The following is a 26,043-nucleotide window of genomic DNA, read 5'->3' as shown; positions in this document are numbered from 1 at the left end:
TTGGGGGACGGTGTTTAGTGGCTTTGGAAACTGCAGGTAGTGGTCGTGAAGGGTGGTCCTCGCGATCAGCGTTTGTTTTGGCAGCAATTGGTTCAGCAGTAGGATTAGGAAATCTCTGGCGATTTCCTGCTGAAGCCGGAGCAAACGGGGGCGGGGCCTTTGTTCTCTTCTATATATTCTGCGTTGTCCTTATCGGTTTACCGCTTCTCCTGTCGGAGACATTGATCGGCCGCCATGGCCAGTCTTCCGCCCCGGAGAGTGCCAGGCGGCTGGCCAGGGAATCGGGTGCTTCGCGGCATTGGAGCATCTTGGCATCGCTGGGCGTATTGTCCGCCTTCCTGATTGTAAGTTTTTACTGTGTCGTTGGTGGCTGGGTTCTGCATTACGTCTGGATTTTCACCAGCGACCTGTTCCAGACAGGCCTCAGTGGAGGGGCTTTTCAGGGCCGCGACCCGGCGCAGATCGAGGCACTGTGGCCCAACCTCGCTGGAAATGGCGGGCTTACTGTTGCTCTTGATGCGCTGTTTCTGGGTATAACTTTGTTCTTTGTTGCGCGCGGCGTGTCTTCTGGCATCGAAGTGATGGCTGTGTGGCTTATGCCAGCCTTTTTCGTGCTGTTGATCGCCATCACCGTCTATGGAGCATTTGGCGGTGCGTTCCACGAAAGCATGGCGTTCCTGTTCAGCTTTGAACCGCATAAGTTGACGGGTTCGGTTATGCTGGCAGCCTTGGGACAGGCCTTCTTTTCTCTTTCTCTCGGTGTCGCCGGGATGATTACTTATGGCGGTTATGTTGGGCGCAAGGTCAATCTGGCGACAACATCGGTCATCATTGCAGCAGCAGATACATTTGTCGCGCTCGTTGCTGGCCTGTGTATCTTTCCGATCGTTTTTGCCGCTGGGCTTGGTGTGAATGCGGGGCCGGCGTTGATGTTTCAAACGCTTCCCCATGCGTTTCAATCCATGCCATTCGGCTCTTTAGTGGGCATTTTCTTCTTTCTGATGGTTGGTGTGGCTGCACTCACCAGTTCTGTGGCTTTGCTCGAAGTGCCCACGTCATGGCTGATGGAGAAAACCGGCTTGCGCCGTGTTCCGGCCTCTTGCACCATCGCCCTTGGCGCGATGATCCTCGGCGCCCTGTCTGCACTTTCAACCAATGAATTGGCCGAATTCTATCCGCTGAACTTCATTCCATTGTTTGAAGGCCAAGGCGTATTTGACGTGCTTGACGGGCTGACCAGCAAGCTCTTCATGCCCATTGCTGCTATCATGACATCAGTCTTCGTTGGGTGGGTTTCCGATCGCCGTCTCGTCAATGCAGAGACAGGCCTTAGCCCGACATTGCAAGGCATCTGGCGATTTCTCGTCTGTTGGCTATGTCCACTGACACTTTTCGGAATTCTCGCAGTCGGTATCTTTCCCAATCTCTTTATCTAAGCAAAAGGGCCGCCTTGAGAGGCGGCCCTTACCTTTGGTGTGACAGGAGCTTTAGAGCGATACGTGATCTACATGGCTGCCCTTCGCGTCATCCCTGACGTCTTTGCCCAAGGCCATTTTAGCCACTGACAGCAGGCCCAAATCACTGCTCCAGATTTCTGCGGTGCCTAGATCCATGCGGAGCATCAGAAGATTGGGATCGTCTTTCCCACCTGGGAACCACGCTTCCACAAAATTGCTCCATTGCTGATCGAGCCTTTCGCGGCTGGTTTCTTCCACCAATGTGCCGCCAAAACGCGCAAAAAGATCATGGTCTTTGCCGGAAAAGGTAGCTGTTGCAGCGCCACCTTTGGCAAGAAAATGGTCGCGGCCGGTGAAGAACCAGATGGCGCTATTGGCATCTTTATCAAGCTGAGCTGTCATCGGCACAGCGCTTTCAGGATCGCTATCCAATTGCAGGAACAGGAAGGAAGAATCTGCCAGAGATTTCCAGAATTTGTGCTTCAGTTCTTCCGATTTGCCTTCTTTATAATGCATTTACAGCTCCTCAATTTGGCTTTTCTTTTGAACGAGCGGAGGCCGCGCATCGTTCCGCAAGGAAAGTAGCCGACCTGAAAAAGCCGTCAGTCGCCAGTTACTGAGGGGCAATTCGCTGAGCGAAGAATTTTCTCTATGCAAATAAGGTGCTGGAACATATAAAGAACAAATGGCGCAACCTTCTCTTCTTGAACGGCTTGGCATTTTGGCTGATGCGGCAAAATATGATGCATCTTGTGCTTCTTCCGGCTCGATAAAGCGGAGCAGTGCTGGCGGCAAAGGAATGGGATCGACAGACAAGGGGATGGGCATTTGTCATGCCTACACGCCGGATGGGCGGTGCATTTCACTGCTCAAAATTTTGCTGACCAACCACTGCATTTTCGATTGCCACTATTGCATCAATCGCAAAAGTTCGAACGTTCGCCGGGCGCGTTTTACACCGCAGGAAGTTGCCGATCTGACGCTGAATTTCTATCGACGCAATTATATCGAAGGGTTGTTTCTGTCCTCTGGCATCATCAAGAGTGCCAGCCATACGATGGAGCAATTGATAGAAACCGCGTGTATCCTTCGGGAAGAACATGATTTTCGTGGCTATATCCATCTCAAGACTATCCCGGAGGCAGAGCCTGATCTGGTAGCACGTGCAGGGCTCTTTGCGGACCGTGTTTCGATCAATGTGGAGCTACCCACGGATGCTGGTCTGACCCGGCTGGCACCGGATAAAAGCGCCCGGCAAATTGAAGGTGCCATGGGCAATTTAGGTCACGCCATTGCCGAGGCAAAGGATGCGAAAAAGCGTTTCAGGCATGCGCCACGATTTGCTCCGGCAGGCCAGTCCACGCAAATGATAGTCGGTGCTGACGGGGCAAGCGATACGGATATCGTGGCAAAGGCCAGCGTGCTCTATGGCAGCTATGATCTGCGCCGCGTCTATTATTCCGCTTTCAGCCCGATCCCTGATGCAAGCGCAGTTTTGCCGTTAAAACGGCCTCCATTGATCCGCGAACACAGGCTCTATCAGTCAGATTGGCTGATGCGGTTTTATGGTTTCAAACCGCAGGAAGTGATGCAGGCGGCGGAAGCGGATGGCAATCTGCCGCTGGATATTGATCCCAAACTGGCATGGGCTTTGAAATTTCGGGACTATTTTCCGGTCGATGTCAATCGCGCGACGCGGGAACAATTGCTGCGAGTGCCCGGTCTGGGTGTGCGGGCGGTCAACCAGATCATTGCAGCGCGCCGCCACAGGACTTTGCGGCTGGATGATGTGGCTAAGCTAACCGTGTCTGTGAAGCGTATCCGTCCCTTTATCTGCGCGCTCGATTGGCGGCCCACCATGCTGACAGATCGCGCTGATCTCCGCACACTGCTGGCTCCTAAGCAAACGCAGTTGGAATTGTTCGGATGATTGGGGAGCAGCTGCAGTGTGTCACTATCCGGTTGAATGATGCTGCTGATTTTGACGAATGGCGCGGTCATGCCCGGCGGTTGGTGCAGGCCGATATTCCACCTGATCAAGTGATTTGGGAATGTGATGGTCAGGCCGGTGATTTGTTCGGCACTGTTAGTGAAAACGGCCTTCCGCAACGCGCGGCCGATAAACCAGTTCGTGCAAGTCGTGCGTTCGTTGCGATAGCGAAAAAGGCGATCCTTCATTCCGACCCGCGCCGCTTTACGGTACTATATTCTCTGCTGTGGCGCTTGCAATCCGCGTCAGGCGCGATGGAAGATCGCGCTGATGCAGATGTGCGGCAAGCTGATGAATGGGCGCGGCAGGTTCGGCGCGATATTCACAAGATGCGGGCTTTCCTGCGCTTTCGTGAAGTGGATGGGGATGAGCCACATTATGTGGCCTGGTTCGAACCGGACTTTGCCATTTTGCGTGAAAATGCTGCGTTTTTTACCAGTCGCTTTGCCAATATGCGCTGGTCTATCCTGACGCCCAAAGGTTCGCTTCATTGGGATGGAGAGGTGCTGCATGAAGGCCCCGCAGCAAGCCGCCATGATGCGCCGCAGGGCGATCCAACGGAAGATCTGTGGCGCACCTATTATGCTTCAACCTTCAACCCTTCACGCCTCAAAGTGAATGCAATGGTGAAGGAAATGCCGCGCCGATATTGGAAGAATATGCCTGAAGCTGCGCTGATATCGGATCTCATAGCTGGGGCACAGGCACGCGAAGCTGCGATGGTTTTAGCCGGTGAAGCACAGTTTCAGGAGCGTCCATTGTCTCTGGCGGAGGTTGGCAAGGAAATAGCTTGCTGCAGGCGATGCCCGATCGGCGAATTACCGGGCCAGGCCGTCATGGGGGAAGGGCCTGCTGACGCGCCTCTGATGATTATCGGAGAGCAACCAGGCGATCAGGAAGAGATGCAAGGGAGGCCATTTGTCGGCCCGGCAGGGCAAGTTCTGTCTGCACATCTGGCGAAGGCCGGAATTGCCAGAGAGCAGGCCTATCTTACCAATGCAGTGAAGCATTTTAAATTCACCCCGCGCGGCAAGCGCCGTTTGCACCAGACACCTACAGCTAAAGAAGTGGATATGTGCCGCTGGTGGGTGGAGAGCGAGCGCGCGCTGGTAAAGCCGAAGCTGATCTTGGCTTTAGGGTCGAGCGCTGCGCGCAGTCTGCTTGGCCGCACTGTCAGCCTTGCAGCCATAAGGGGGAGGCCGCAAATGCTGGAGGATGGCAGCGAATTATGGATCACAACGCACCCATCCTACCTGCTGCGTCTAGATGGCGCAGCAGCGCAGGAACAGGAGGCTCTTTTTCAAGCAGACTTGAAAGCAGTTGCTTTACGGCTGGCTGAAATTTCAGCCTGAACGCAAAAGTTTAGTCGCGAACGTCCTTGGCAACAGCATCCAGCACACCATTGACGAATTTCGCTTCACGCGCGTCAAAAAAGGCATGGGCCACATCAACATATTCGCTGATTGCCGTAGCTTTGGGAATATCCTGCCGGGCGAGCAGTTCGTAAGTGCCGGAACGCAGAATTTGCAGCATGGTTTTATCTAGCCGCTTCACCGTCCAGCCATCAGCAAGCTTGGCCTGAATAAGCGCGTCGATCTCTTCCATCCGCGACGCCGTGCCGCGCACCAGATCATCGAAAAAAGGCTGGTCAGCATCATTATACTGATCGTCTTCGATTTCACGGCCCAGCCGATGCTGATGAAATTCATCCAACAGCGGGATCAGTTGCGTGCCCTCCATTTCGCGCTGGTAGAGTGCCTGTACGGAAGCCAGGCGGGCGGCGGAACGGGCTTTTGGGGTGCTTTTCATTTCAAACGGACTTTCACGGAATTGGCATGGGCGGGCAAGCCTTCGACTTCTGCGAGCGCAACGGCGGCAGGGCCGATTTTGCCAATGGAATTTTCATCCAAAGCAATAAAGCTGGTGCGCTTCATAAAATCGAGGACAGATAGCCCGCTGGAAAAACGTGCGCGGCGGCCGGTTGGCAGAACATGGTTCGGCCCGGCAACATAATCGCCCACAGCTTCAGGCGTATACCGGCCAAGAAAAACACTTCCGGCATGGCGCAATTGGGCAAACAAGGCGTCTGGATTATCCACCGCCAGCTCAACATGTTCTGCGGCAAGACGGTTGGCGAGGGCGGGGGCTTCATCAAGGCTCTGCACCTTGATGATCACGCCATTGTCGTCCCAGCTCTTGCGCGCGACAGTACTGGTGGACAGCATGGCACATTGCACATCGACGCGATCTTCTACGCGTTCAGCAAAAGTGTGATCGTCCGTAATCAGAATGGACTGCGATGATGGGTCATGCTCCGCCTGGCTCAACAGATCGGCAGCAATCCAGTCCGGATCATTCTGGCCATCTGCAATTACCAGAATTTCGCTCGGCCCAGCGACCATGTCGATACCCACGACACCGTAGAGTTGGCGCTTGGCTTCAGCGACCCAGGCATTTCCGGGGCCGGTGATCACGTCGACTGGCTTGATGCGGTCTGTGCCATATGCCAGTGCACCAATAGCCTGCGCGCCGCCGACACGCCAGATTTCGCTGACCCCGGCAAGATGCGCCGCTGCCAGGACAAGCGTGTTCACTTCGCCTTTGGGTGTCGGTGTGGTGATGACAAGACGCTCAACACCCGCAACTTTGGCGGGAATGGCGTTCATCAGCAAGGATGAAGGATAGGCTGCACGGCCGCCCGGGACATAGAGGCCAGCGGCATCAACCGCGCTCCATTTCGCACCGAGCCGGACACCGGCATCATCCGTATAGTCACGGTCAGCAGGAAGCTGCGCTTCGTGATAGGCGCGGATGCGGTCTGCTGCCAGTTCCAGCGCTTCGCGCAATTTGGGGTCGAGCGCATCAAAAGCTGCTTTGCAGGTTTCGGGCGTAATCACCCAATCTTCATCGCGGGCGAAAGTGTAGCGGTCAAAGCGAGCAGTGTAATCGGCCACGGCTTCATCGCCGCGTGCTTTCACCCGAGCAAGGATATCCCGGACCGTTTGTGCAATATCAGCATCGCTTTCACGGCGATCATTCACGACCCGGTCAAATTTCCGGGCGAAATCGTCGCTTCTGGTGTCGAGACGGAGCATCAGGCGGCTGCCTTATTGGCGATGGCGCGGAAAGCGTCGACAAGATCGGCCACGCGCTGATCGGTCTTCAAAGCGGCCCGGTTAACGATCAGACGTGCTGAGATCGGCATAATCCGGTCTTTCTCGACCAGGCCATTTTGTTCCAATGTCCGCCCGGTAGAAACCAGATCGACAATCCGCCCGGCCAGGCCCAGTGTTGGGGCCAGTTCCATCGCACCGTTCAGTTTCACGCATTCAGCCTGAATGCCTTTGCGCTCAAACCAGCGGCTTGTGATGTTGGGATATTTGGTGGCGATGCGAAGATGGCTGGCATTGGCCACGGGTTCTGCCCCTGCACCTTCAACAGGTTCGGCAACAGAAAGACGGCAATGGCCGATATCGAGGTCCACCGGGGCGTAGAGCTCAGAATAGTTGAACTCTTCAATCACGTCGGAACCGACGATTCCAGCCTGAGCAGCACCAAAGGCCACGAAGGTTGCCACGTCAAAAGCGCGTACGCGGATGATCCGCATATCGCTCTTTTCAGTCGCAAAACTGAGGCTGCGGTTGGACTTGTCGTGGAAGCCGCTTTCCGGCACCACTCCGGCGCGAGCCATCACGGGCAGCGCTTCGTCGAGAATACGCCCTTTGGGCACGGCAAAGGTCAGCGGCTTAGTCATAGGCGCGCATGTAGGCTGACGTAACAAAAAGGGCAATGTCCATGGACAATCGCGCGATAATGGAAATCACAAATGTCAGGGAGGCGATCAACTGGCAGGCTGATCATGCCGAAAAAGCGAATGCTCCTTGCACTGCGCGTGTGATCCGGGCGGAACTTGCCATTATCGAAGGGAATAGTGCCACAGGCCGAAGAATTGCCAATTGGCAGGGTCTGTCACTGGAAGACGCACTGCCATTACGTGTGGCAGGCGGGTTGCATCATCTTTTCCTGTCGGGTGAAGATAGGCGTCTGGAGCCGGTTTACGCTGGCTTGATGACGGACCAGAAAGCGATTGATGCCCTGGTCGCGCAAATGGCAGAGATGTATGATGCGCGGCTGATGCCGTGGCTCGACAGCCCGCCGCAGACCAATGAGGCGGGGCGGTCTGCCAGCATTATGGCGGGGCTTTTGTGGTTATCTGAGCGCTTGGGGCCAAAATTTGAACTGAACGAGCTGGGTGCGAGCGCGGGCGTTAATACGATGATGGACCGTTATCATTATGATCTGGGCGGTGTGACGATCGGCCCTGAACGCACACCCATGCAGATCAAGCCGGAATGGAAAGGTGAAAAACCGCCAGAAGCACAAGTGGATATTGTGGCGATTCGCGGCTGTGATATGGCTCCGGTAGACCTTTCGCAGCCGGAACAGGCGCTGCGTTTGAAAAGCTATGTCTGGCCTGAAGCGACAGAACGGATGGCGCGGATCGATGCCGCGATTGATCTGGCGTCTGCCAATCCACCCGAAGTGGTGGCCATGGATGCAGGCGCTTTTGTCGATGAATGCCTCGCGGCACCAATTGATAAGGGGGTGACGCGAGTGATTTTTCACTCGGTCATGTGGCAATATATGCCAATGGAAACCCGCGATCAGATTACTTCGGCTATGGAAACAGCGGGGGCCAAAGCGACGCCAGAGAAGCCCTTGGCCTGGGTCAGGTTGGAAACGAACCGGGAGACATTTCGCCATGAATTGTCCGTGCGATATTGGCCGGGACATGAAGAATGGGTCAAACTGGGTGAAGCGCACCCGCATGGTGCATGGGTTGAGTGGCTTGGGTAAGCTGATGACGGAAAAGGGCGGCCCATTGCTGAGCCGCCCTTTTCTTTGCGCTAAACGCTATGTCTGCCCAATCAGGCGGGAATGTCACCGATGAGCGACTTCTTTTCCATAAATTCTTCAAGGCCGAACTTGCCAAATTCGCGCCCATTACCGGACTGCTTGTAGCCACCGAAAGGTGAGGCAAAGTCCAGACCGCCGGAATTTACAAAGACCGAACCAGCGCGGATTTTGCGGGCAACTTTGGCACCGAGTGCCGGATCACCAGCCACATAGGCGCCGAGACCATAAGGTGTGTCATTGGCGATTTCGATGGCCTGATCCACATCATCATAAGGAATGACCACCAGAACCGGGCCGAAGATTTCTTCGCGTGCCGGGGTCATGTCGTTGCTAACGTTGGCGAGGATGGTCGGCTGGACGTAATAGCCCTTATCCATGCCCTCCGGTCGGCCCAGGCCACCAGTGGCTACGGTCGCGCCTTCCTCAATGCCCTTTTCGATCAGGCCCTGAATTTTGTCATATTGCGCCTTGTTGACCACTGGGCCGATGTGATCACCCGATGTGGCAGGGTCTGCCACGGCCTTGGACGAAAAGATGCCAGCGAGCATTTTCACCGCGTCATCATATTGGTCCTTGTGGATCAGGAAGCGGGTTGGGGCAACGCAGCTTTGGCCGGAGTTCAGCAACATGCCGCCTGCGCCTGCTGGCAATGCCATTTCAAGCGGCGTGCCGGGAAGAACGATGAAGGGGGATTTGCCGCCCAATTCCTGATGGACGCGCTTCACGGTATCAGCCGCATTTTTGGCGACCTGAATGCCTGCCCGGGTGGAGCCGGTGAAAGAAATCATGTCAACGCCGGGGTGCTTGGAAAGAGCTGTGCCAACGCCGGGGCCATCACCCTGAACGAGGTTGAACACGCCTGCCGGAACGCCTGCTGCGTCGAGCACTTCGGCGAAGATCTGCGCCGAACCGGGCGTTTGTTCGGAAGGTTTCAGGATGACGCAATTGCCTGCGGCCAGCGCTGGTGCAACCTTGGCGACAATCTGGTTCATCGGCCAGTTCCACGGCGTAATCAGAGCCACAACGCCTGTCGCTTCGAAAATGACGCGGTTATCGCCAGTGGATTCCACCATTTCAAAATTTTCGAGCGCATTGATCGTCGAGGCGATGTGGCCAAGGCCTGAACCTGACTGGGCGGTGCTGGCAACATCAATCGGGCAACCCATTTCTTCCGAAATCGCCTTGGCAATATCAGGGACGCGCTTGGCGTATTCTTCCTGAATGCGCTTCAGCAGAGCGAGGCGTTCTTCCTTGGTGGTTTCGGAGAAGCTTGGAAAAGCCTTCTGGGCCGCCTGCACGGCTTTATCGACATCAGACGATGTGCCGAGGATGACTTCGCTCACGGCTTCTTCAGTGGCGGGATTGATGACGGCTTTCGTTTCGGAACCGTCGGAATCGACCCAATGGCCGCCGATATAATGCTGGAGATATTTGTTCATAGCTTTTGCATCCTCACTTTTTGAAACTCTTATCTTCGGGCTTCATATGGGATGCAGAGGGCGTTGTGCTACCCTTTTTGTTGATTCAGTCTTAAAAAGTCTTACCCACCACGTAGCAGTTGAACGCCCCAGTCTCTTTCAAACAGATAGAGCAGAATTCTGGCGGCTGATCCACGAGGACTATCCAGCCCGCCGTCACGTTCAACCAGTAATTTTGCATCGTCATGGGCAACGGGCAGAAGGCGTTGGATTTGCTCCAGATTGGCTACGTTAAAGGGGCTGTCTCCGGACTGTCTTGTGCCCAGAAGCTCACCCCCACCGCGCAAACGAAGGTCTTCTTCGGCAAGACGAAAACCATCCTGTGTCTCACGCATCAGAGCAAGCCTTTCGCGCCCGGTCTGAGAGAGGTGCTCCCCCCGAATGAGGAGGCAAATGGACTTTTTAGACCCACGGCCGACCCGCCCACGAAGCTGGTGAAGTTGCGCAAGCCCGAAACGTTCGGCCTGTTCGATAATCATCAGCGTTGCGTTGGGAACGTCCACGCCAACTTCAATCACTGTGGTAGCGACCAGCAATTTCGCATCACCTTTGGCAAAACGTTCCATTGCTGCGTCCTTTTCGTCCGCCTTCAACTGGCCGTGGACAAGAACGACATCATTACCGAGCCTTTCCTTCAGCCCGGCATAGCGGGCTTCAGCGGCGGCGATGTCCTCATTTTCATTCTCGCGCACCATAGGGCAGACCCAATAGGCCTGATTGCCTTGTGCAAAGTGGCGCTCCAAACCGGCGACGACATCAGGCAGACGCTCCGCTGAAATGACGCGCGTATCAATCGCTTGCCGGCCGGGGGGCAGTTCATCGAGCCGGGACACATCCATTTCGCCATATTCCGCCAGCGTTAGCGTGCGCGGAATAGGGGTGGCGGTCATCGCCAGACAATGCGGGGTGACACGGCCTTTCTTGGTCAGCATCAGGCGCTGGCCAACACCAAAGCGATGCTGTTCATCAATGACGACCAGCGCAAGATTGCGATAATGGACTGCATCCTGAAAAATGGCATGGGTGCCAACGACGATGTCGATCGAGCCATCCATCAGCCCCATCAGGATGGATTCGCGCGCCTTGCCTTTATCTCGCCCGGTCAGCAGCGCAATTTGCACGCCTGTGGGAGCGAGCATCTGGCGCAAGGTTTCATAATGCTGGCGGGCAAGAATTTCGGTTGGTGCCAGCATCGCACCTTGCGCACCGGCCTCCACTGCGATCAGCAGGGCTTCCAGCGCCACCACCGTTTTACCCGCGCCCACATCGCCTTGCAGCAGCCGCAGCATGGGGGATGATTGGGCGAGATCGCCTTCAATTTCAGCAATGGAACGCTTTTGTGCGCCAGTGAGCGGGAAGGGCAGTTGCAGCTTGTTGCGCAAATGTCCGTCAGTTTGGAGTGGTTGCCCTTTACGCCCCCGATTGGCCGCGCGAACAAGCATCAATGCGAGGCTATTGGCCAGCAATTCGTCATAAGCCAGCCGATCACGTGCGGCTTTGTTTTCCGCTTTATGACCGTCGACCAGTGCTTGCTTCCAGGTGGGCCATCCTTCCTTTTGCATGACGCTGGGTTCGACCCATTCGGGCACATCAGGCAAATGCCCAAGGCCTTGTGTGACAAGGGCGGCCATGCGCGGCTGTGTAAGCCCTTCCGCCAGAGGATAGATCGGTTCCACCAGCTTGGCCATCGCGCCACTGCTATTGTCGGCAATATGGTCTGGATGAACGATCTGGAGCATCTGCCCATATTGTTCGAGCTTGCCGGCCACCCAACGCTTTTCGCCAACGGGAAGCTGTTTCTTCGCGGTATAGGATGCTCTGCCGAAATAGGTGATAGAGCAGATATTGCCTGCATCATCCTGCGCCATTACGCGGAAGGGGCCACGCCCTGCGCTGGCCTTATGTTCGATCGGCGTCAGCGGCACGATCAGCTGTTCGCCAATCGTTGCATCATCGAGCGTGGCGGCACAATGGCGCTGCACGAAGCGATCAGGCAGGTGATAGATTACATCGCGTATTCGGGTCAGCCCCAGCTTGGCAAGGGGCTTGCGCATTTTCGGACCGACTCCGTCCATGCTTTCAGTATCTGCGAAGAGGGGGTTGAGCATATCGGGGCGCATGAGCATGCTATAGACGCTTGCGCGGTGAAGACGAGTGCCTTACCGGTCGATCATGGCCAATATGCCCGATAAAAACACCCGTATCGCCCGTTGCCGCTTCCGTGCATGGCACCGTGGCACGCGCGAAGCCGATTATATGATCGGCGGCTTCTTCGATAAATATCATGCAGAGTGGGATGAGGCAGAACTTGCGCTGTTCGAAGCACTGCTGGATGAAGTTGATGTGGACATCATGGCCTGGGCACTGGGTGTCCAGCCAACACCGCCCGCCTATGCAGGGCCTATGATGGACCGCATGAGAGTTATCGATTACGTCAAAGTCTAAAGGTCTGGCTTATCAAGCTTGAGGCCGTTTACGTTTCATTGACGTATTAAAAAGGGGGCGGAACCTGTGCTGGTTCCGCCCCCCTTTTCGCGTTCAATGGAATAGCTTACTTGGCGTCGTCACCGCCGACCAGGCCACGAGATTCGAGCATCGGCTCTACTTCAGGGTCATGTCCGGTGAAGGCACGATACATCGGCAGATATTCCTTGGTTCCACCCTGGCTCAGCACGGTTTCGCGGAAGTGATCGCCATTCTTGCGGCTCAGGCCACCATTATCGCGGAACCACTGGCTGCCATCCTTGGCGAGCATTTCGGTCCAGAGGTAGGAATAATAGCCCGCAGCATAGCCATTGGTGAAGATATGGCGGAAATATGAGCTACGATAGCGTGGCGGCACCAGATCGGTTTCAAGCCCGAGACTGTCGAGCGACTTCTTCTCGAAAGCGTCAACATTGACCGCAGCGGCCTGCTGAGCAGACAGGGAATGCCACTTCATGTCGAGCATGGCAGCTTCCATCGTTTCACCCAGAGCATAGCCCTGATTGAACTTGGCTGCTTCCTTGATCTTGTCAATCAGAGCCGTCGGGATGGTTTCACCCGTTTTATAATGCTTGGCATAATGCGCTAGAACCGTTGGATCGCTGGCCCACATTTCGTTGATCTGGCTTGGGAATTCCACGAAGTCCCGCGCAACAGCGGTGCCTGAAAGGCTTGGGTATTCCTGGTGTGCGAAGAAGCCGTGCAGCGCATGGCCAAATTCGTGGAACATGGTTTCGACATTGTCGAAACTGACCAATTGCGGTTCGCCTGCAGCGGCCTTGGGAATGTTCAGTACATTGTAGATCACTGGCTTTTCATCGAAGAGAAAGCTCTGGTCCACAAAGTTCGACATCCATGCGCCACCGCGCTTGCTGTCACGCTGATAGGGGTCGAAATAGAACAGGCCCAGTTCCGAACCATCCTTGTCATAGACTGTGTAGGTCCAGACATCGGGGCTATATGTCGGAATATCGGTGCGCTTCTTGAAGGTCAGCCCATAAAGCTGATTGGCGGCATAAAATACACCATCTTCAAGCACGCGATGAATTTCGAAATAGGGCTTGGTGGCATTTTCATCGATATCATACTTCGCCTTGCGGACTTTTTCGGAATACATGTTCCAGTCCCATGGCTTGACCGTGAAGTTTTTGCCGTCTGCCTTGATTGTCGCGTTCAGTTCGGCTGCTTCCGCGCGCTGTGTGGCGGCGAGGGCGGGGACCATCTGCTCCATGAATTTCATCGCAGCAGCCGGGCTTTGCACCATGCGATCATACATCACATAGCTTGCCCAATCAGGCTTGCCGAACAGCGCGGCTTTCTGGGCGCGCAGCGTGGCAATCTGCTTGATGAGCGCGCGTGTATCATTGGCATCGCCCTTTTCGGCACGATCCCAGCTAGCATTGAACAGCGCTTCACGTGTGGAACGATCTGTCAGTTCGGCAAGCTGTGGCTGCTGCGTGGTGTTCTGCAGCGGCAGCAAATATTTGCCGGCCATGCCGCGTTCTTCCGCCGCCTTGGCAGCCGAAGCGATGTCGCCATCGGACAGGCCAGCCAGCTTGGCTTTATCGTCTACAACCAGGGCACCAGCTTTGGTGGCATCTGTCAGGCGCTGTGAAAATTGTGTGGTGAGAGTGGAAAGTTCACCATTGATTTTCTTTACCTGCTCTTTTTGTGCAGGAGTCAGTTCAGCCCCTGCATGGACCATACGTTCATAGGTCTTTTCGAGCAGAGTGGCATCTTCTGGCGTCATGTTGGTCGCAGCGCGATTGTCATAGACGGCCTTGACCCGGGCAAAGAGCTGCGGATCGAGCATGATTGCATCCGAATGAGCCGCGAGCTGGGGTGAGATTTCTGCATCTACCGCATCGAGCGTGTCATTGGTATTGGCGCCCACGACACCATAGAAAGTGTTCAGAACGCGCGTCAGCATCCGGCCGGATTTTTCCAGCGCAACGACGGTGTTTTCGAAGGTCGGTGCTGCGGGGTTGTTCTTGATCGCGTCCACTTCGGCGGTCTGGATCGCCATTCCCTGCTTCATGGCAGGCAGATAATCGCTATCCTTGATCTTGCTGAAGTCAGGCGCATGGAACGGCAGGGTGGATTCCTGAGCGAAAACGCCAGTGGCTTCAGGGATCGCGACGTCAGTGGATGTTTCGGTCGTTTCCATTGCGGTATCTTCCATAGATGCGCCACCGGTAGTGGTACAGGCGCTGAGCACCAGACCCAGAGCGGTTGTTGCCAGCATACGTTTAATCATCGCAAAGCCTCCTGAAGTTGCCCAAAAGTCCGGCAACCAATGTTTCAATGGAAACTGAATAGCTGGACGAAGAGCGGAATGCCAAGAGTGAGAGACAGAAAGTTATGAAACGTCTTTTTCTGTCTCTCAAAAGGCAATTATTATTATATTGAGTTAGTTATCTGGTGTTGAATTGGCATGATTGCGCAGGCGGAAGGCAAGGACCAGCAAGGTTAAGCCGCTCATGAAGGCATAAAGCGCGATTAGCCATGCAACCGACAGAATGGTCACAGCCGGGCTTTCGAGCACCAGCCACAGCAAGGCAAAACCAAGCAGCAGCGAGAAGAACCCGGACAGGGCCATCAGCCATTCACCCTTGATTTCCTTGCGCAGTTGGACCGCTGCGGTAATCTCGAACACACCAGTGAGGATCGCCCAGATTACGATCAGCATCACCATCAACAATGCATAGACATAGGTCGTTGCCAGTGGCCATGCGAGAAACAATGCGCCAACCGCCACACCGGCAAACCCGGAGATAATCAGCGCCCACCAGCGCGCGGAATCGGCGTGCGGCCGCCGAAAGCCAGTGACCAGCATCGCCACGCCATCGACAAAGCTATAGGCTGCAAAGATCAGCGCGAAAGCAAAGATCGTAAAACCAGGTGCGAACAAGGCCGCTACCCCAAGCAGAAGCGCAAAAACACCTCTCAGAGCAAACCATGACCAATTATGCCCGCCCAATGAAAGCAGTCCACCGGAGAGAGGCAATTGCGAAAGGGGTGAGGAACTGCCCATAGTGTCAGCATTGTTCGGGGTCGGTGAAGTGAGGTTTTCGGACATCTTGTGAACTCCTTCAGAGCGGTGTTCGCTACATAGCAAAACAATTGGAAATCACTGCTGTTCCATACCCATAACCCAAATTGATTATGAATATAGAGTGGTTTACCCGGTGTGTTCCTCATGCGGCATATAAAACTGTTTTAAAGCAAAGGGTAATGCTTCACTTCTTTGTAAATTGAGCCTGTCTGTGAGAGGTGACTTTCATAAAGTATGATGCGTTCCACCCTGTAAACCTCACTCGACAGATCCGCATTTCGATCGAGAAAGGGCTGAACAGGCCCACTCGAACTATTCAGGCGCGCCAAGGTGATATGCGGAACGAAGACGCGCGTGTCTGCCTCCAGTCCAACCATCTGGCAAATCTGTTCAACCCTCTTTTGTAAGGCGATCAATTCTGGCGAATGCGATACGCCTGCCCACAGCATTTGTGCCTGGTTGTTCTTTTCAAAGGTTCCTGCTCCCTCCATGGCGAGCGGAAAAGCCGGACACCCAGAGCAGACTTCTTCAAGAGCTTTGGCCAGCCTGTCAGCCAAAGCCGTATCAACATCACCCACAAAGCGAAGGGTCAGATGTAACTGCTTTTCATTCTGCCACCGCGCACCTTCTACCCCATCCATCGTAGCGATGAGCTGGGATTTCAGCCAATCCGGAGGCGAGATGCCGATAAAGAGGCGGTGGATCACCTTTCTAATCGTCCTATGCCTTTTCGCGAAGAAAGCCTTCGATCAACTCTCTCACGAATGCCTCAAAGGCGGTACGTTCTTCCTCTTCATGTTCACCCGCTTGTCGTAACCTTTGCCCAAACAGAGCATCTCCCAGTGCGGCTACAGTCGTGAGGTGCGCGATATGGCGTGTGTCGGCGATGTCAGGCTCATTGCCTGGGCTGGCAAATTTACGGCGTACCGCATGAAGGCTGTCAACGACATCATCGAAGAGTTTTAACCGTTCTTCCGGTGGTGTCACGCCGGATTGAAGCAACCAGACCAACCGTTCTGCCACCCCGTTTCGATAGGTTTCGAACGTGCGGGCAATACCATCCTGGCCGGAATCCATTCCCTCGATCACTCCGCGCGTAAGCTTGTCCATGGCACGGACATTGAGAGCCTGCACTAACCCCTCCCGACTACCGAAATGGTGGAGAATGGTGGGGTGCGATACGCCCGCTTCGCGTGCAATGTCCTGCAAGCGCAGGCCGGCTGGCCCATTCTTTCCCATCGTTTTCTCTGCCGCATCGAGGATGACCCTGCGGGCTTCCTCGGGCGTTCTGCGAATGCGTTTTTTTCTTTCTGACACGGTCTGTCACCACTATTGACAATTTTGTTTATATAACTATGTAACGTTCATGAAAGAGGTGTCCCATGAACGCAACCACATCTGCAATCAAAACTCCGTTTCGCCCACTCGCTGCTCTGCGAGCTGTGCAGGCTTTACGCACGAACCCTGATGACACACGGCAGATATTCATGATCTTCCAGGCTTTGGGCGGAAGATCCTCTGCGCGGATGTTTGCGCGCTTTCGGAATAGTCTGAATGGCCAGCGCTTCCTGAGTGAGGAGAGGTCTTTGCTTAAGGTACTGACGGACCGCAATTCTCTGGCTGAGCTTCCGGCAGGCAGTGTGGGGCGCGCTTACCTTGCGTTTATGGAGAGTGAGAACCTCTCTGCCGAAGGGCTGGTCGAGGCATCAGAAGGCCGGGCAGAAAACGCTCCGCCGCAAGAACAGCTCTTTCTTGCACGGATGCGGGATGCGCATGATCTTACTCACATTTTGACCGGCTATGGACGTGATCCGCTGGGAGAGCTTTGTCTTCTTGCCTTCATGAACCGGCATACCCGCAATCCAGGGCAGTTGCTGATTATTGCGATGAGCTGGCTGCAAGTGCCCAAATCTGCCCGTCCGGCGATCCGCGAAGCCTATCGCAATGGCGCAAAGGCGCGTTGGCTCGTGGATCAGGATTATGAAGCGCTTCTGGCCCGCCCGCTGAATGAAGTGCGCAGCGATCTGGGTATCAGGCCTCCCCTGTTATATGAGAGTATGCAGTCATGAGAGAGCTTCTGATTGGCGGGCGAGCAATCCTGCTCGACTTCGCCTCGACTTTGGTCTTTTTTGCACTCTATGCGCTGACGGATAATCTTGGGCTGGCGGTTGGTGCTGGTATCGCTCTGGCATTAACGCAGATCGGCTGGCGGCTGAGCCACGGCCAGCCTGTTGATGCTTTGCAATGGATTAGCCTTGTGACCATCGTTGCCGGCGGAACTGCAACGCTGGTGAGCCATGATGCGCGTTTCATCATGTTGAAGCCAACGGTGATCTATGCGCTGGTTGGCCTGGTGATGCTAAGGCGAGGGTGGATGAACCGCTATATTCCTGCACGTGCGCTCGCTTCCGTGCCGGATCTGGTGGTGATGTGGGGCTATATTTGGGCCGGGGCGATGCTTTTTTCGGCTGCGCTCAATATCTTGCTGGCATTGACCTGCAGCTTCGTATGGTGGGGCACGCTGATGTCGGTGTGGGGTGCTACCAGCAAGCCGCTGCTCGTTTTAACTCAGATTGTCAGTATGAAATTGATCGGCAAGCGCCGTGCGAAGCAGCGCGCAATAGCGTCCACGGTGACATCAAACTCATGTGCTTCTGTTGGTGCTGGGGCAAGCGTTTAGTTGCGTGCTTTGACGCGATAAGCTCTGATATTATAGGAAATGCAGCCCCTGGGGTGATTGGAGTTAACCACATCAATCACCCCAGGGGCTTAATCGTTTTAAGGGTTTATGTTGCAATCCTGAAGGTGCGCACCACATGCGGAGACGAAATCCTACAGGGTGATGCGATGCCCTCTTGACCCACACGAACATTTGCGGAACATCTGCTGACATGTCGCTCACGAAAATCTCCGTCCGTGGTGCCCGCGAACATAATCTCAAGGGCATCGATATTGACCTTCCACGCGATGCGCTGATTGTAATCACAGGCCTTTCAGGTTCTGGCAAATCCAGCCTCGCTTTCGATACGATCTATGCCGAAGGGCAGCGTCGCTATGTCGAAAGCCTGAGCGCCTATGCGCGGCAATTCCTTGAAATGATGCAGAAGCCTGATGTGGAACACATCGAAGGGCTGTCTCCGGCCATTTCCATTGAACAGAAAACCACCAGCCGCAACCCGCGCTCGACCGTGGCAACAGTCACTGAAATATATGATTATATGCGTCTGCTCTGGGCGCGGATTGGCGTTCCTTATTCGCCTGCAACGGGCCTGCCGATTGAGGCGCAGACCGTCTCAAACATGGTGGACCGGGTGATGGCTCTTCCGGAATCGACGCGTTTCTATCTGCTGGCACCGGTGGTCCGGGGCCGTAAGGGTGAATATCGCAAGGAGCTGGCGGAATGGCAGCGGGCTGGCTTCACGCGGGTCAGAATTGATGGCGAAATTTACGAAATTGGCGATGCGCCTGCGCTGGATAAGAAGTTCAAACATGACATTGAAGTTGTGGTTGATCGCCTTGCGGTGCGCGAAGGGATCGAGACACGCCTTGCAGACAGTTTCGAAACCGCGTTGAAACTGGCCGATGGGCTGGCCTATGTCGATCTGGCAGATGGTGTGGTTCCGGGGCGTGACGCTGAGGATGAAGGCGCGGGCAATTTGAAAGGGGCGGGGCTTCCAGCCAATCGCATCGTCTTCTCCGAGAAATTCGCTTGCCCGGTGTCTGGCTTCACGATTGAAGAAATTGCTCCGCGCTTATTCTCTTTCAACGCACCGCAGGGGGCGTGCCCGACCTGTGACGGGCTGGGGGAAAAGCAGCTTTTCGATCCGCAATTGGTGGTGCCCAATGAACATCTGACGCTCAAGAAAGGCGCCATTGTGCCCTGGGCGAAGAGCAATCCTCCTTCGCCATATTATATGCAGGTGCTCTCCAGCCTTGCCGCAGCCTATGGTTTCGATCTCGACACACCGTGGAACGAGATGGATCAGCAGCACCGTGATGTGATCCTCTTCGGCACCAGGGGCAAGAAAATCCCGCTGACCTTCAAGGATGGCCGCAAGAGCTATACGGTGGAGAAGGCGTTCGAAGGCGTTATCGGCAATCTTAACCGCCGCTTGTTGCAGACTGAAAGCAATTGGATGCGCGATGAGCTGTCGCGCTATCAAACAGCACAGCCTTGCGAAACCTGCGGCGGTGCCCGGCTGAAACCTGAAGCACTTTCGGTGAAAGTGGCGGGAGAAAGCATTTCCGGCCCGGTTTCTCTCTCGGTCGCGGAATCCTATGCCTGGTTCGAAGCGCTGAATGATAAGTTGACCGATCAGCAGCAGCAGATTGCCAAAGCGATCCTGAAGGAGATTAACGAACGGCTTGGCTTCCTCAACAATGTCGGGCTGGATTATCTCAATCTTGATCGGACATCGGGCACATTGTCGGGCGGTGAAAGTCAGCGCATCCGATTGGCCAGTCAGATCGGTTCAGGCCTCTCCGGGGTCCTTTATGTGCTCGATGAACCTTCGATTGGCCTTCACCAGCGCGATAATGATCGATTGCTGGAAACGCTTAAGCGGCTGAGGAACCTTGGAAATACGGTTATTGTCGTCGAACATGATGAAGATGCCATTCGTGCGGCGGATCACATTGTCGATCTGGGGCCTGGCGCGGGTGTCCATGGGGGTAATATTGTCGCTGAAGGCACGCTCAAGCAGATATTGAAATCGAAGAAATCCCTTACGGCACAATATCTTAATGGAACGCGCAAGATTGAAGTGCCGGCCAAGCGGCGCAAGGGGAATGGCAAGAAACTGACCGTTCACGGAGCGCGTGCGAACAACCTGCAAAATGTCACGGCCAGCATTCCCCTGGGAACCTTCACCTGCATCACCGGCGTTTCAGGATCGGGCAAATCAAGTTTCACAATCGACACGCTTCATGCGGGCGCTGCGCGGGAATTGAACGGTGCCCGCATTATTGCAGGTCCGCATGACAAGATCACCGGGCTCCAGCATTGCGACAAAGTGATCGAGATCGATCAATCACCCATTGGCAGAACCCCACGGTCTAATCCGGCCACCTATACCGGGGCTTTTACCAATATTCGAGATTGGTTTGCCGCATTGCCGGAAGCTCTGGAGCGGGGTTACAAACCGGGCCGCTTCAGTTTCAACGTCAAAGGCGGGCGCTGCGAGGCATGCCAGGGCGATGGCCTCATCAAGATTGAAATGCACTTCCTGCCTGACGTTTACGTCACTTGTGAAGAGTGTGACGGCAAGCGCTACAATCGAGAAACGCTGGAAGTGCGCTTCAAGGGTATGAGCATTGCTGATGTACTTGATATGACGATTGAAGATGCAGAAGAGTTCTTCAAAGCCGTGCCTCCTATCCGCGATAAGATGCACATGCTGAACGAGGTTGGCCTTGGTTATGTCAAGGTGGGCCAGCAGGCAACCACATTGTCTGGCGGTGAAGCGCAGCGGGTGAAATTGGCCAAGGAGCTGGCGCGCCGCTCAACTGGGCAAACGCTGTATATTCTCGATGAACCCACCACCGGGCTGCATTTCGAAGATGTGCGCAAATTGCTGGAAGTGCTCCACCGGCTGGTCGATCAGGGTAATTCGGTTGTTGTGATCGAGCATAATCTTGATGTGATCAAGACGGCGGACTGGTTGCTGGATATGGGGCCGGAAGGCGGTGTCAGAGGTGGCCAGCTGGTGGCAGAAGGCACGCCGGAAACAGTCGCCAGTGAACCACGCAGCTTCACTGGCCATTATCTGAAGCCAATGCTGGGATGACAATAAACGGGCGGAGCATGTTTGCGAAAAGATGCTCTGCCTGATGCAGCGGCTTAAACTTCTTTGAGGCGGGGCATCAACTCAACAAAATTGCAAGGCCGGTTGCGGCTGTCGAGCTGTTCAGCAAGGATACCGTCCCAGCCATCTTTCACCGCGCCATTCGATCCGGGCAAGGCGAAGATATAGGTGCCATCAGCGACGACCGCACAGGCCCGTGATTGCACAGTGCTGGTGCCAATGGTGTTGTAGCTGATCCAGCGAAACAGCTCTCCAAAGCCCGGAATATCTCTTGTTTTGACCCGGTCCAGCGCTTCTGGAGTGACATCACGCCCGGTCAGGCCTGTGCCGCCTGTAGAGACCACAGCATCAATCTCGGGATCGTCAATCCAGCTCTGAAGGCGCTGGGCAATGATCCCGGCATCATCTTTTTCGATCGCCCGTGCAGCCAAATTATGTCCGGCTGCTTCGATGCGCTTTGCGAGAATATCGCCTGACGTATCATCCTCAGGGCCGCGCGTGTCAGAAACGGTGAGAAGGGCAATTTTGATCGGCTTGAAGGTCCGTTCCGTGTCAATTGCCATTCAATTCATACTCTCATCGCTATCACGCTGTGCCGACATATAGACACGGCCTTTTTTGGCGCTTTCGCCGGTAGGAAATTGTGGCCAGGCATTTTCTGCCAGAGCGACACGGCTGGTGGAATCCGCCTGTGCCTGACGTTCATACATCCAGTAATTGCGCATCACGATGGCCACATAGCCGCGTGTTTCCCAGTAAGGGATCGATTCCATATAGAGCAGGGGATCGCCCTGATCATTGATCTCACTGTTCCACCGTGTGACCGGGGAAAGGCCTGCATTGTAAGCTGCCATGATCTTTGGGAGCTGCCCATGAGTGGCAGGAGCATCGCGAAGCATTTCAAGATTTTGCTGCCCGAAAGCGAGATTGACCTGAGGATCTGTGAGGTCAACCTGGGATGCGCTCATCTTTAAAGCAGGTGCATGTTCGCGCACTGTGATCGGCGTGATCTGCATCAAGCCCTTAGCGTCTGCAGGGCTGACCGCAGTGGTCCGGAAATTCGATTCCTGCAGCGTGTGGGCATAGGCAAGGGCTGGATCGACTTGCCAACCGGTTACGGGTTGCCACTTGGGCGTTGGATAGCGTGACGCCGGATCAGCTGAGGAGCCTGGAGGCGCATTATAGGCCATGTAAAGCTGCGTTCCCGGCATCCCCAGGTCACGAGCCAGACGAGAAAGAGCGCCATAATCCTTGGGATTACCAATCTTGGCCTGATGGATCAGCACCTGGCTGGCCAGAACATCCCGTCCGATTTCCATCAATGCCACAGCGATGTGGACATTGTTGATGTCTTGCAATTCATGCCAGTCAGAGCGGCTGAAGTCAGAGTGATCCACGCGTTCAGGCAAGGCACGGCCCAGCTGCTCGCTGGCGAGCATACCATACAGTGTTTCATCTTCACGCGCCGCGCCGCGCAGCAATTCAGCACTGCGCTCAGGCTGGCGGCAGCGCAGTGCGGCCCGGCTTGCCCAGTAAAAGCCTGCGGAGCGCAATTCGGGGTTGGTCGCCCCATAGGCTGCGCGATCAAATGAAGCGAGCGCAGTGTCGCAATCTTGCAAACGCCATGCGGCAAGGCCAGCTACCCAGTCCCCTTCGGCAACCCATGGGCCCTGGCCATCGCTGACAGTCTGCGCCATGGCGAGCGCCTGCGGGTCTTTATTTTCAATATAATAGCTCCAGGCTACACGCTGCCGCCATTCGGCGCGGGCAGACGGGCTGAGCGAGGAATCTATGCCATCCAGCAATTGGCGGGCGCCATCCGGATCATCGCCCACGATCCGGTCAAGGATCTGCTGACGAACATTGTTAGGCATAGTCCCATCGCTGATCGAGCGGGGTAGAACACGCTTTGGCATGGATTGCTGTGGAACAAAGCGCTGTTCCTGAGGAAGATTAGGCATAGCGCCAAGGCCGCGGGTCAGCCCAAGGCGAGCCAATTGGGCAGCTTGTGGAAGATCTTTTCCACTCGTCAGCCACTGCTGTATCTTGTCGAGTTCCACACGCGGAGAGTTGGCCGCGAGATAATATTCAGCTTTAGCAATCGGAGTAAGCAGGCCATCCGGTTTTTGCGCGAGTAGATTTTCGACGGTGGCCCAGTTTTGCTGGTCAATCGCTGTAAACAATTGCGAATAATATGCCCGATCTTCGCGGCTCAATTGTTCTGGTGTGCTGTTCTGTACCGCATGCGCGACAAAATATTCTCGTGCTGATTTGGCTTGTGCCGGCTGGACGCACAGCATGGTTGCCGTCATCGCCAAGAAACCAAGTACAGGTCTGGTCATGTTTCGCCCTCCGTCCAATCGAGCCAACACTGCCACAGATTGCCCTGTCTCCGGGGGCGTCTTAACAACATTCCCGGATCGATACCCGCAAGTGCTGGCGCTTCAATGCCTTGAAGGACAGTTTTGGCAAAACGTGCAGTGCCTTGCGTTGTGACGTGTCCTAGTAACGATAAGATGTTACTGCCGAGTAAAAGAACCCGCTGGGGTTCAACCAGATTGATGTGATGGCGTAGAACATCTCCCATGCCGGCCTTGTTCAGGCTTGCCCAATCAGCAAGTGGTGTATGGCGGGGAAGAGCTGATGCAAGATAGGTGTTTTCGTCGTTCAGGCCAGCAGAGCGCATGAAATTTGCGATCAGAGTGCCATGGGGGCCGGCCAGCAAAATATCCCTGTCATCGATTTCTGGTTCGGGCACGACGATCATCAGGCTGGCGCCGTGTTTTCCGCGCGGAGCAACCCTTGGATAGCTCCCCCCTTCATCAAGCGATGATTCGGTTAGCCACCATTTTGGGAATGCTTCGAGTGTTTCTGGCCATTGGTCCTTGTCTCCACCGGGGCGGGGAAGGTCAGGTTTGCGTTTTGCCGCAGCAGCTATCGCCTCTTTCGCAGCGCGTGCACGCGCTGCGGCTGCATCTTCCTTTGCACTCGTATCAGCCAGCCAGCCTTGCGGGGTTTCGGTGAAATCCTCGCTGACGCCGGATTGCTGCCACCATTCCTGAGCAGCTAAGAATTGATCATACAAAGAGGGGCTTGGTTTTTGGGTCATTGCTGTACCAAGCCTTGACCTGCCAAGCCTCTGCGATCAAGGCCCAAGAGAAGATATATGAATTTCAACGGGGACTAGTTGTGAGCGAACGCGAATCCATGCCGTATGATGTGGTGGTTGTCGGTGCCGGCCCTGCCGGTCTTGCCGCTGCCATTCGTCTCAAGCAGTTGAATGAAGAGCTTGATGTCTGTGTGCTGGAAAAAGGTTCAGAAATCGGCGCGCATATTCTTTCCGGCGCTGTGGTCGATCCACGCTCACTCGATGAATTGCTGCCTGACTGGCGCGAGCAGGATTGCCCAATGGCCGAAGTGCCGGTGACGGAAAATTGTCACTGGACACTTTCCAGAACCGGTAAATTTGCCGTTCCTCATGCAGTTCTTCCGCCTTTCATGTCCAACAAGGGCAATTATACGGGGTCGCTCGGTAGCCTGTGCCGCTGGCTGGGCGAAAAAGCGGAAGAATTGGGAGTCGAGATATTTCCCGGCTTTCCAGCGTCCGAAGTGCTGTTTGATGAAAACGGTGCGGTTATGGGTGTGGCGACGCAAGACATGGGCGTTGCCGCAGATGGTTCGCACAAGGATGATTATCAGCCGGGGATGGAGCTTCACGCGAAATATACCTTCTTCGCCGAAGGTGCGCGGGGCCATTTGACCAAGCGCATGAAAGCCCATTTCGACCTTGAGGCGGATTGTCAGCCACAGGTTTATGGCCTTGGTATCAAGGAATTGTGGGACATTGATCCTGCCAAACATGTTCCAGGCCGGGTTATTCACACGCAAGGATGGCCATTGTCCGAAAGCGATAGCTGGGGCGGAGGCTTCCTTTACCATCAAGCCAATGGGCAAGTGGCTTTGGGCTTTGTGACGGCGCTGGATTACGCAAACCCTTATGTGTTCCCATTTGAAGAATTTCAGCGCTGGAAGCATCACCCCGACATCAAGCAGGTGCTCGAAGGTGGAAAGCGCGTTTCCTACGGTGCGCGAGCGATTAATGAGGGCGGCTGGCAGTCTGTTCCCAAGCTTGCCTTTACGGGTGGGGCTTTGATTGGCTGTTCAGCGGGCTTTGTAAATGTCCCGCGGATCAAAGGCACCCATACGGCCATGAAGAGCGGTATGCTAGCGGCAGAAGCTGCTGTGGCGGCCATTGCTGGTGGCCGTGAAAAGGATGCGCTGGACGAATATGATAGTGCCCTGCGGTCTAGCTGGATTGCTGATGAATTATCGAAGGTGCGCAATGTTCAGCCGCTGGTTTCGAAATTTGGCGGGGCACTCGGCACTGTTATGGCAGGCGCGGATATGTGGATGCGGACATGCAAGATTGGGCTGCCATACACGATGAAGCATGAACGGGACGCGCAGAAGACGGGCCGTGCCGATCTCTACAAGAAAATTGAGTACCCCAAACCTGATGGCGTCATCAGTTTTGACCGGCTTTCCTCGGTCTTCCTTTCAGGTACCAACCATGAAGAAGATCAGCCCTGTCATCTGGTGTTGAAAGACCCCACCGTCCCTGAACGCATCAACCTGCCGCTCTATGCCGGGCCAGAAGCACGTTATTGCCCTGCGGGAGTTTATGAATTTGTGGAGAAGGAGGGTGTTGAGCAATTGGTCATCAACGCTCAAAATTGTGTCCACTGCAAGACCTGCGATATTAAGGACCCGACCCAGAATATCGAATGGGTGACGCCGGAAGGTGGCGGCGGGCCTAACTATCCCAATATGTGATTGCCAACATCAGAGAATGAAGATC

General features: G+C 55.1%; 22 protein-coding genes. 9 read left to right on the top strand and 13 right to left on the bottom strand.

Going from position 1 to position 26,043, the window contains the following annotated elements:
- Window positions 1-17: 17 nt before the first annotated feature.
- Window positions 18-1,436 (top strand): sodium-dependent transporter, encoded by a 1,419-nt coding sequence (locus GRI39_RS04845; protein WP_343033289.1) that lies wholly within the window; start codon window positions 18-20, stop codon window positions 1,434-1,436.
- A 51-nt stretch (window positions 1,437-1,487) separates the two neighbouring features.
- On the opposite strand, the gene GRI39_RS04840 is transcribed toward GRI39_RS04845, so the two are convergent.
- The gene (locus GRI39_RS04840) at window positions 1,488-1,973 is read right to left on the bottom strand and encodes a pyridoxamine 5'-phosphate oxidase family protein (protein WP_160738500.1); all 486 of its coding nucleotides are present in this window, start codon (window positions 1,971-1,973) and stop codon (window positions 1,488-1,490) included.
- 169 nt (window positions 1,974-2,142) lie between these two features.
- Between GRI39_RS04840 and GRI39_RS04835 the strand changes: the two genes are divergently transcribed.
- Both GRI39_RS04835 and GRI39_RS04830 read left to right on the top strand, forming a co-directional pair.
- Window positions 2,143-3,387 carry a putative DNA modification/repair radical SAM protein gene (locus tag GRI39_RS04835; RefSeq protein WP_160738499.1) on the top strand — a complete coding sequence of 415 codons (1,245 nt, stop codon included), beginning with the start codon at window positions 2,143-2,145 and terminating at the stop codon, window positions 3,385-3,387.
- Window positions 3,384-4,799, top strand: a complete 1,416-nt coding sequence (locus GRI39_RS04830) for a UdgX family uracil-DNA binding protein (protein WP_160738498.1) — start codon at window positions 3,384-3,386, stop codon at window positions 4,797-4,799. Before GRI39_RS04835 ends, GRI39_RS04830 begins: the two co-directional genes overlap by 4 nt.
- A 10-nt stretch (window positions 4,800-4,809) precedes the next feature.
- On the opposite strand, the gene nusB is transcribed toward GRI39_RS04830, so the two are convergent.
- The 3 genes from nusB to hisG are packed head-to-tail and all read right to left on the bottom strand — an operon-like array spanning window position 4,810 to window position 7,201.
- On the bottom strand, window positions 4,810-5,256 hold the full coding sequence (gene nusB / locus GRI39_RS04825) for a transcription antitermination factor NusB (protein WP_160738497.1): 447 nt from the start codon (window positions 5,254-5,256) through the stop codon (window positions 4,810-4,812).
- Window positions 5,253-6,542 (bottom strand): histidinol dehydrogenase, encoded by a 1,290-nt coding sequence (hisD, locus tag GRI39_RS04820; protein ID WP_160738496.1) that lies wholly within the window; start codon window positions 6,540-6,542, stop codon window positions 5,253-5,255. The genes nusB and hisD overlap by 4 nt, the downstream gene beginning before the upstream one ends.
- The gene (gene hisG / locus GRI39_RS04815) at window positions 6,542-7,201 is read right to left on the bottom strand and encodes an ATP phosphoribosyltransferase (protein WP_160738495.1); all 660 of its coding nucleotides are present in this window, start codon (window positions 7,199-7,201) and stop codon (window positions 6,542-6,544) included. Before hisG ends, hisD begins: the two co-directional genes overlap by 1 nt.
- Before the next feature lie 59 nt (window positions 7,202-7,260).
- On the opposite strand from hisG, the gene GRI39_RS04810 reads away from it, so the two are divergent.
- Window positions 7,261-8,304, top strand: coding sequence for a DUF2332 domain-containing protein (locus GRI39_RS04810; RefSeq protein ID WP_160738494.1), 1,044 nt, complete (start codon window positions 7,261-7,263; stop codon window positions 8,302-8,304).
- Window positions 8,305-8,375: 71 nt separating this feature from the next.
- Here GRI39_RS04810 and GRI39_RS04805 read toward each other — a convergent pair whose 3' ends face one another.
- On the bottom strand, window positions 8,376-9,803 hold the full coding sequence (locus tag GRI39_RS04805; protein ID WP_160738493.1) for an aldehyde dehydrogenase family protein: 1,428 nt from the start codon (window positions 9,801-9,803) through the stop codon (window positions 8,376-8,378).
- A 101-nt stretch (window positions 9,804-9,904) separates the two neighbouring features.
- Window positions 9,905-11,962, bottom strand: coding sequence for an ATP-dependent DNA helicase RecG (recG, locus tag GRI39_RS04800; RefSeq protein WP_160738639.1), 2,058 nt, complete (start codon window positions 11,960-11,962; stop codon window positions 9,905-9,907).
- A 61-nt stretch (window positions 11,963-12,023) separates the two neighbouring features.
- Here recG and GRI39_RS04795 point away from each other — a divergent pair, with 61 nt between their 5' ends.
- A complete protein-coding gene (locus GRI39_RS04795) occupies window positions 12,024-12,287 on the top strand; it encodes an FAD assembly factor SdhE (RefSeq protein WP_160738638.1) in 264 nt (87 codons plus the stop codon).
- A 106-nt stretch (window positions 12,288-12,393) separates the two neighbouring features.
- On the opposite strand, the gene GRI39_RS04790 is transcribed toward GRI39_RS04795, so the two are convergent.
- From GRI39_RS04790 to GRI39_RS04775, 4 genes are all read right to left on the bottom strand, one after another.
- Complete coding sequence (locus GRI39_RS04790) at window positions 12,394-14,583, bottom strand: M3 family metallopeptidase (RefSeq protein ID WP_160738492.1); 2,190 nt, start codon at window positions 14,581-14,583, stop codon at window positions 12,394-12,396.
- A 153-nt stretch (window positions 14,584-14,736) separates the two neighbouring features.
- Entirely contained in the window at window positions 14,737-15,405 is a 669-nt protein-coding gene (locus GRI39_RS04785) for an HdeD family acid-resistance protein (protein ID WP_160738491.1), read from the bottom strand.
- 140 nt (window positions 15,406-15,545) lie between these two features.
- Window positions 15,546-16,088, bottom strand: coding sequence for an RNA 2',3'-cyclic phosphodiesterase (gene thpR / locus GRI39_RS04780; protein WP_160738490.1), 543 nt, complete (start codon window positions 16,086-16,088; stop codon window positions 15,546-15,548).
- Between the two features lie 13 nt (window positions 16,089-16,101).
- Window positions 16,102-16,698 (bottom strand): TetR family transcriptional regulator, encoded by a 597-nt coding sequence (locus tag GRI39_RS04775; protein ID WP_160738489.1) that lies wholly within the window; start codon window positions 16,696-16,698, stop codon window positions 16,102-16,104.
- 65 nt (window positions 16,699-16,763) lie between these two features.
- On the opposite strand from GRI39_RS04775, the gene GRI39_RS04770 reads away from it, so the two are divergent.
- From GRI39_RS04770 to uvrA, 3 genes are all read left to right on the top strand, one after another.
- Complete coding sequence (locus GRI39_RS04770; RefSeq protein WP_160738488.1) at window positions 16,764-17,450, top strand: Coq4 family protein; 687 nt, start codon at window positions 16,764-16,766, stop codon at window positions 17,448-17,450.
- Window positions 17,447-18,061, top strand: coding sequence for an inner membrane-spanning protein YciB (locus tag GRI39_RS04765; RefSeq protein WP_160738487.1), 615 nt, complete (start codon window positions 17,447-17,449; stop codon window positions 18,059-18,061). Before GRI39_RS04770 ends, GRI39_RS04765 begins: the two co-directional genes overlap by 4 nt.
- A 211-nt stretch (window positions 18,062-18,272) precedes the next feature.
- Window positions 18,273-21,167: an excinuclease ABC subunit UvrA gene (gene uvrA, locus GRI39_RS04760; RefSeq protein ID WP_160738486.1), complete on the top strand. Its 2,895-nt coding sequence runs from the start codon at window positions 18,273-18,275 to the stop codon at window positions 21,165-21,167.
- Between the two features lie 53 nt (window positions 21,168-21,220).
- On the opposite strand, the gene moaB is transcribed toward uvrA, so the two are convergent.
- The 3 genes from moaB to GRI39_RS04745 are packed head-to-tail and all read right to left on the bottom strand — an operon-like array spanning window position 21,221 to window position 24,294.
- Entirely contained in the window at window positions 21,221-21,748 is a 528-nt protein-coding gene (gene moaB, locus GRI39_RS04755; RefSeq protein ID WP_160738485.1) for a molybdenum cofactor biosynthesis protein B, read from the bottom strand.
- Window positions 21,749-23,527 (bottom strand): lytic transglycosylase domain-containing protein, encoded by a 1,779-nt coding sequence (locus GRI39_RS04750; protein WP_160738484.1) that lies wholly within the window; start codon window positions 23,525-23,527, stop codon window positions 21,749-21,751. It abuts the gene before it with no gap.
- A complete protein-coding gene (locus GRI39_RS04745; RefSeq protein ID WP_160738483.1) occupies window positions 23,524-24,294 on the bottom strand; it encodes a uracil-DNA glycosylase family protein in 771 nt (256 codons plus the stop codon). Before GRI39_RS04745 ends, GRI39_RS04750 begins: the two co-directional genes overlap by 4 nt.
- Window positions 24,295-24,374: 80 nt before the next feature.
- On the opposite strand from GRI39_RS04745, the gene GRI39_RS04740 reads away from it, so the two are divergent.
- Complete coding sequence (locus GRI39_RS04740) at window positions 24,375-26,018, top strand: 4Fe-4S dicluster domain-containing protein (protein WP_160738482.1); 1,644 nt, start codon at window positions 24,375-24,377, stop codon at window positions 26,016-26,018.
- Window positions 26,019-26,043 lie beyond the last annotated feature (25 nt).

The organism is Altericroceibacterium indicum (genome assembly GCF_009828105.1).
GTDB classification, from domain to species: Bacteria; Pseudomonadota; Alphaproteobacteria; order Sphingomonadales; family Sphingomonadaceae; genus Altericroceibacterium; species Altericroceibacterium indicum.
Note: the sequence above shows the minus strand (reverse complement) of the source record. Positions and strands in the feature narration are given on the sequence as shown.

Coding starts and splice junctions, on each gene's coding strand:
- GRI39_RS04840 (WP_160738500.1), bottom strand. CDS start 1,973: ATGCATTATAAAGAAGGCAAATCGGAAGAACTGAAGCACAAATTCTGG.
- recG (WP_160738639.1), bottom strand. CDS start 11,962: ATGCGCCCCGATATGCTCAACCCCCTCTTCGCAGATACTGAAAGCATG.
- hisD (WP_160738496.1), bottom strand. CDS start 6,542: ATGCTCCGTCTCGACACCAGAAGCGACGATTTCGCCCGGAAATTTGAC.
- GRI39_RS04745 (WP_160738483.1), bottom strand. CDS start 24,294: ATGACCCAAAAACCAAGCCCCTCTTTGTATGATCAATTCTTAGCTGCT.
- nusB (WP_160738497.1), bottom strand. CDS start 5,256: ATGAAAAGCACCCCAAAAGCCCGTTCCGCCGCCCGCCTGGCTTCCGTA.
- GRI39_RS04795 (WP_160738638.1), top strand. CDS start 12,024: ATGCCCGATAAAAACACCCGTATCGCCCGTTGCCGCTTCCGTGCATGG.
- GRI39_RS04790 (WP_160738492.1), bottom strand. CDS start 14,583: ATGATTAAACGTATGCTGGCAACAACCGCTCTGGGTCTGGTGCTCAGC.
- uvrA (WP_160738486.1), top strand. CDS start 18,273: ATGTCGCTCACGAAAATCTCCGTCCGTGGTGCCCGCGAACATAATCTC.
- GRI39_RS04765 (WP_160738487.1), top strand. CDS start 17,447: ATGAGAGAGCTTCTGATTGGCGGGCGAGCAATCCTGCTCGACTTCGCC.
- GRI39_RS04810 (WP_160738494.1), top strand. CDS start 7,261: ATGGAAATCACAAATGTCAGGGAGGCGATCAACTGGCAGGCTGATCAT.
- moaB (WP_160738485.1), bottom strand. CDS start 21,748: ATGGCAATTGACACGGAACGGACCTTCAAGCCGATCAAAATTGCCCTT.
- GRI39_RS04835 (WP_160738499.1), top strand. CDS start 2,143: ATGGCGCAACCTTCTCTTCTTGAACGGCTTGGCATTTTGGCTGATGCG.
- GRI39_RS04805 (WP_160738493.1), bottom strand. CDS start 9,803: ATGAACAAATATCTCCAGCATTATATCGGCGGCCATTGGGTCGATTCC.
- GRI39_RS04770 (WP_160738488.1), top strand. CDS start 16,764: ATGAACGCAACCACATCTGCAATCAAAACTCCGTTTCGCCCACTCGCT.
- GRI39_RS04830 (WP_160738498.1), top strand. CDS start 3,384: ATGATTGGGGAGCAGCTGCAGTGTGTCACTATCCGGTTGAATGATGCT.
- GRI39_RS04750 (WP_160738484.1), bottom strand. CDS start 23,527: ATGACCAGACCTGTACTTGGTTTCTTGGCGATGACGGCAACCATGCTG.
- GRI39_RS04785 (WP_160738491.1), bottom strand. CDS start 15,405: ATGTCCGAAAACCTCACTTCACCGACCCCGAACAATGCTGACACTATG.
- hisG (WP_160738495.1), bottom strand. CDS start 7,201: ATGACTAAGCCGCTGACCTTTGCCGTGCCCAAAGGGCGTATTCTCGAC.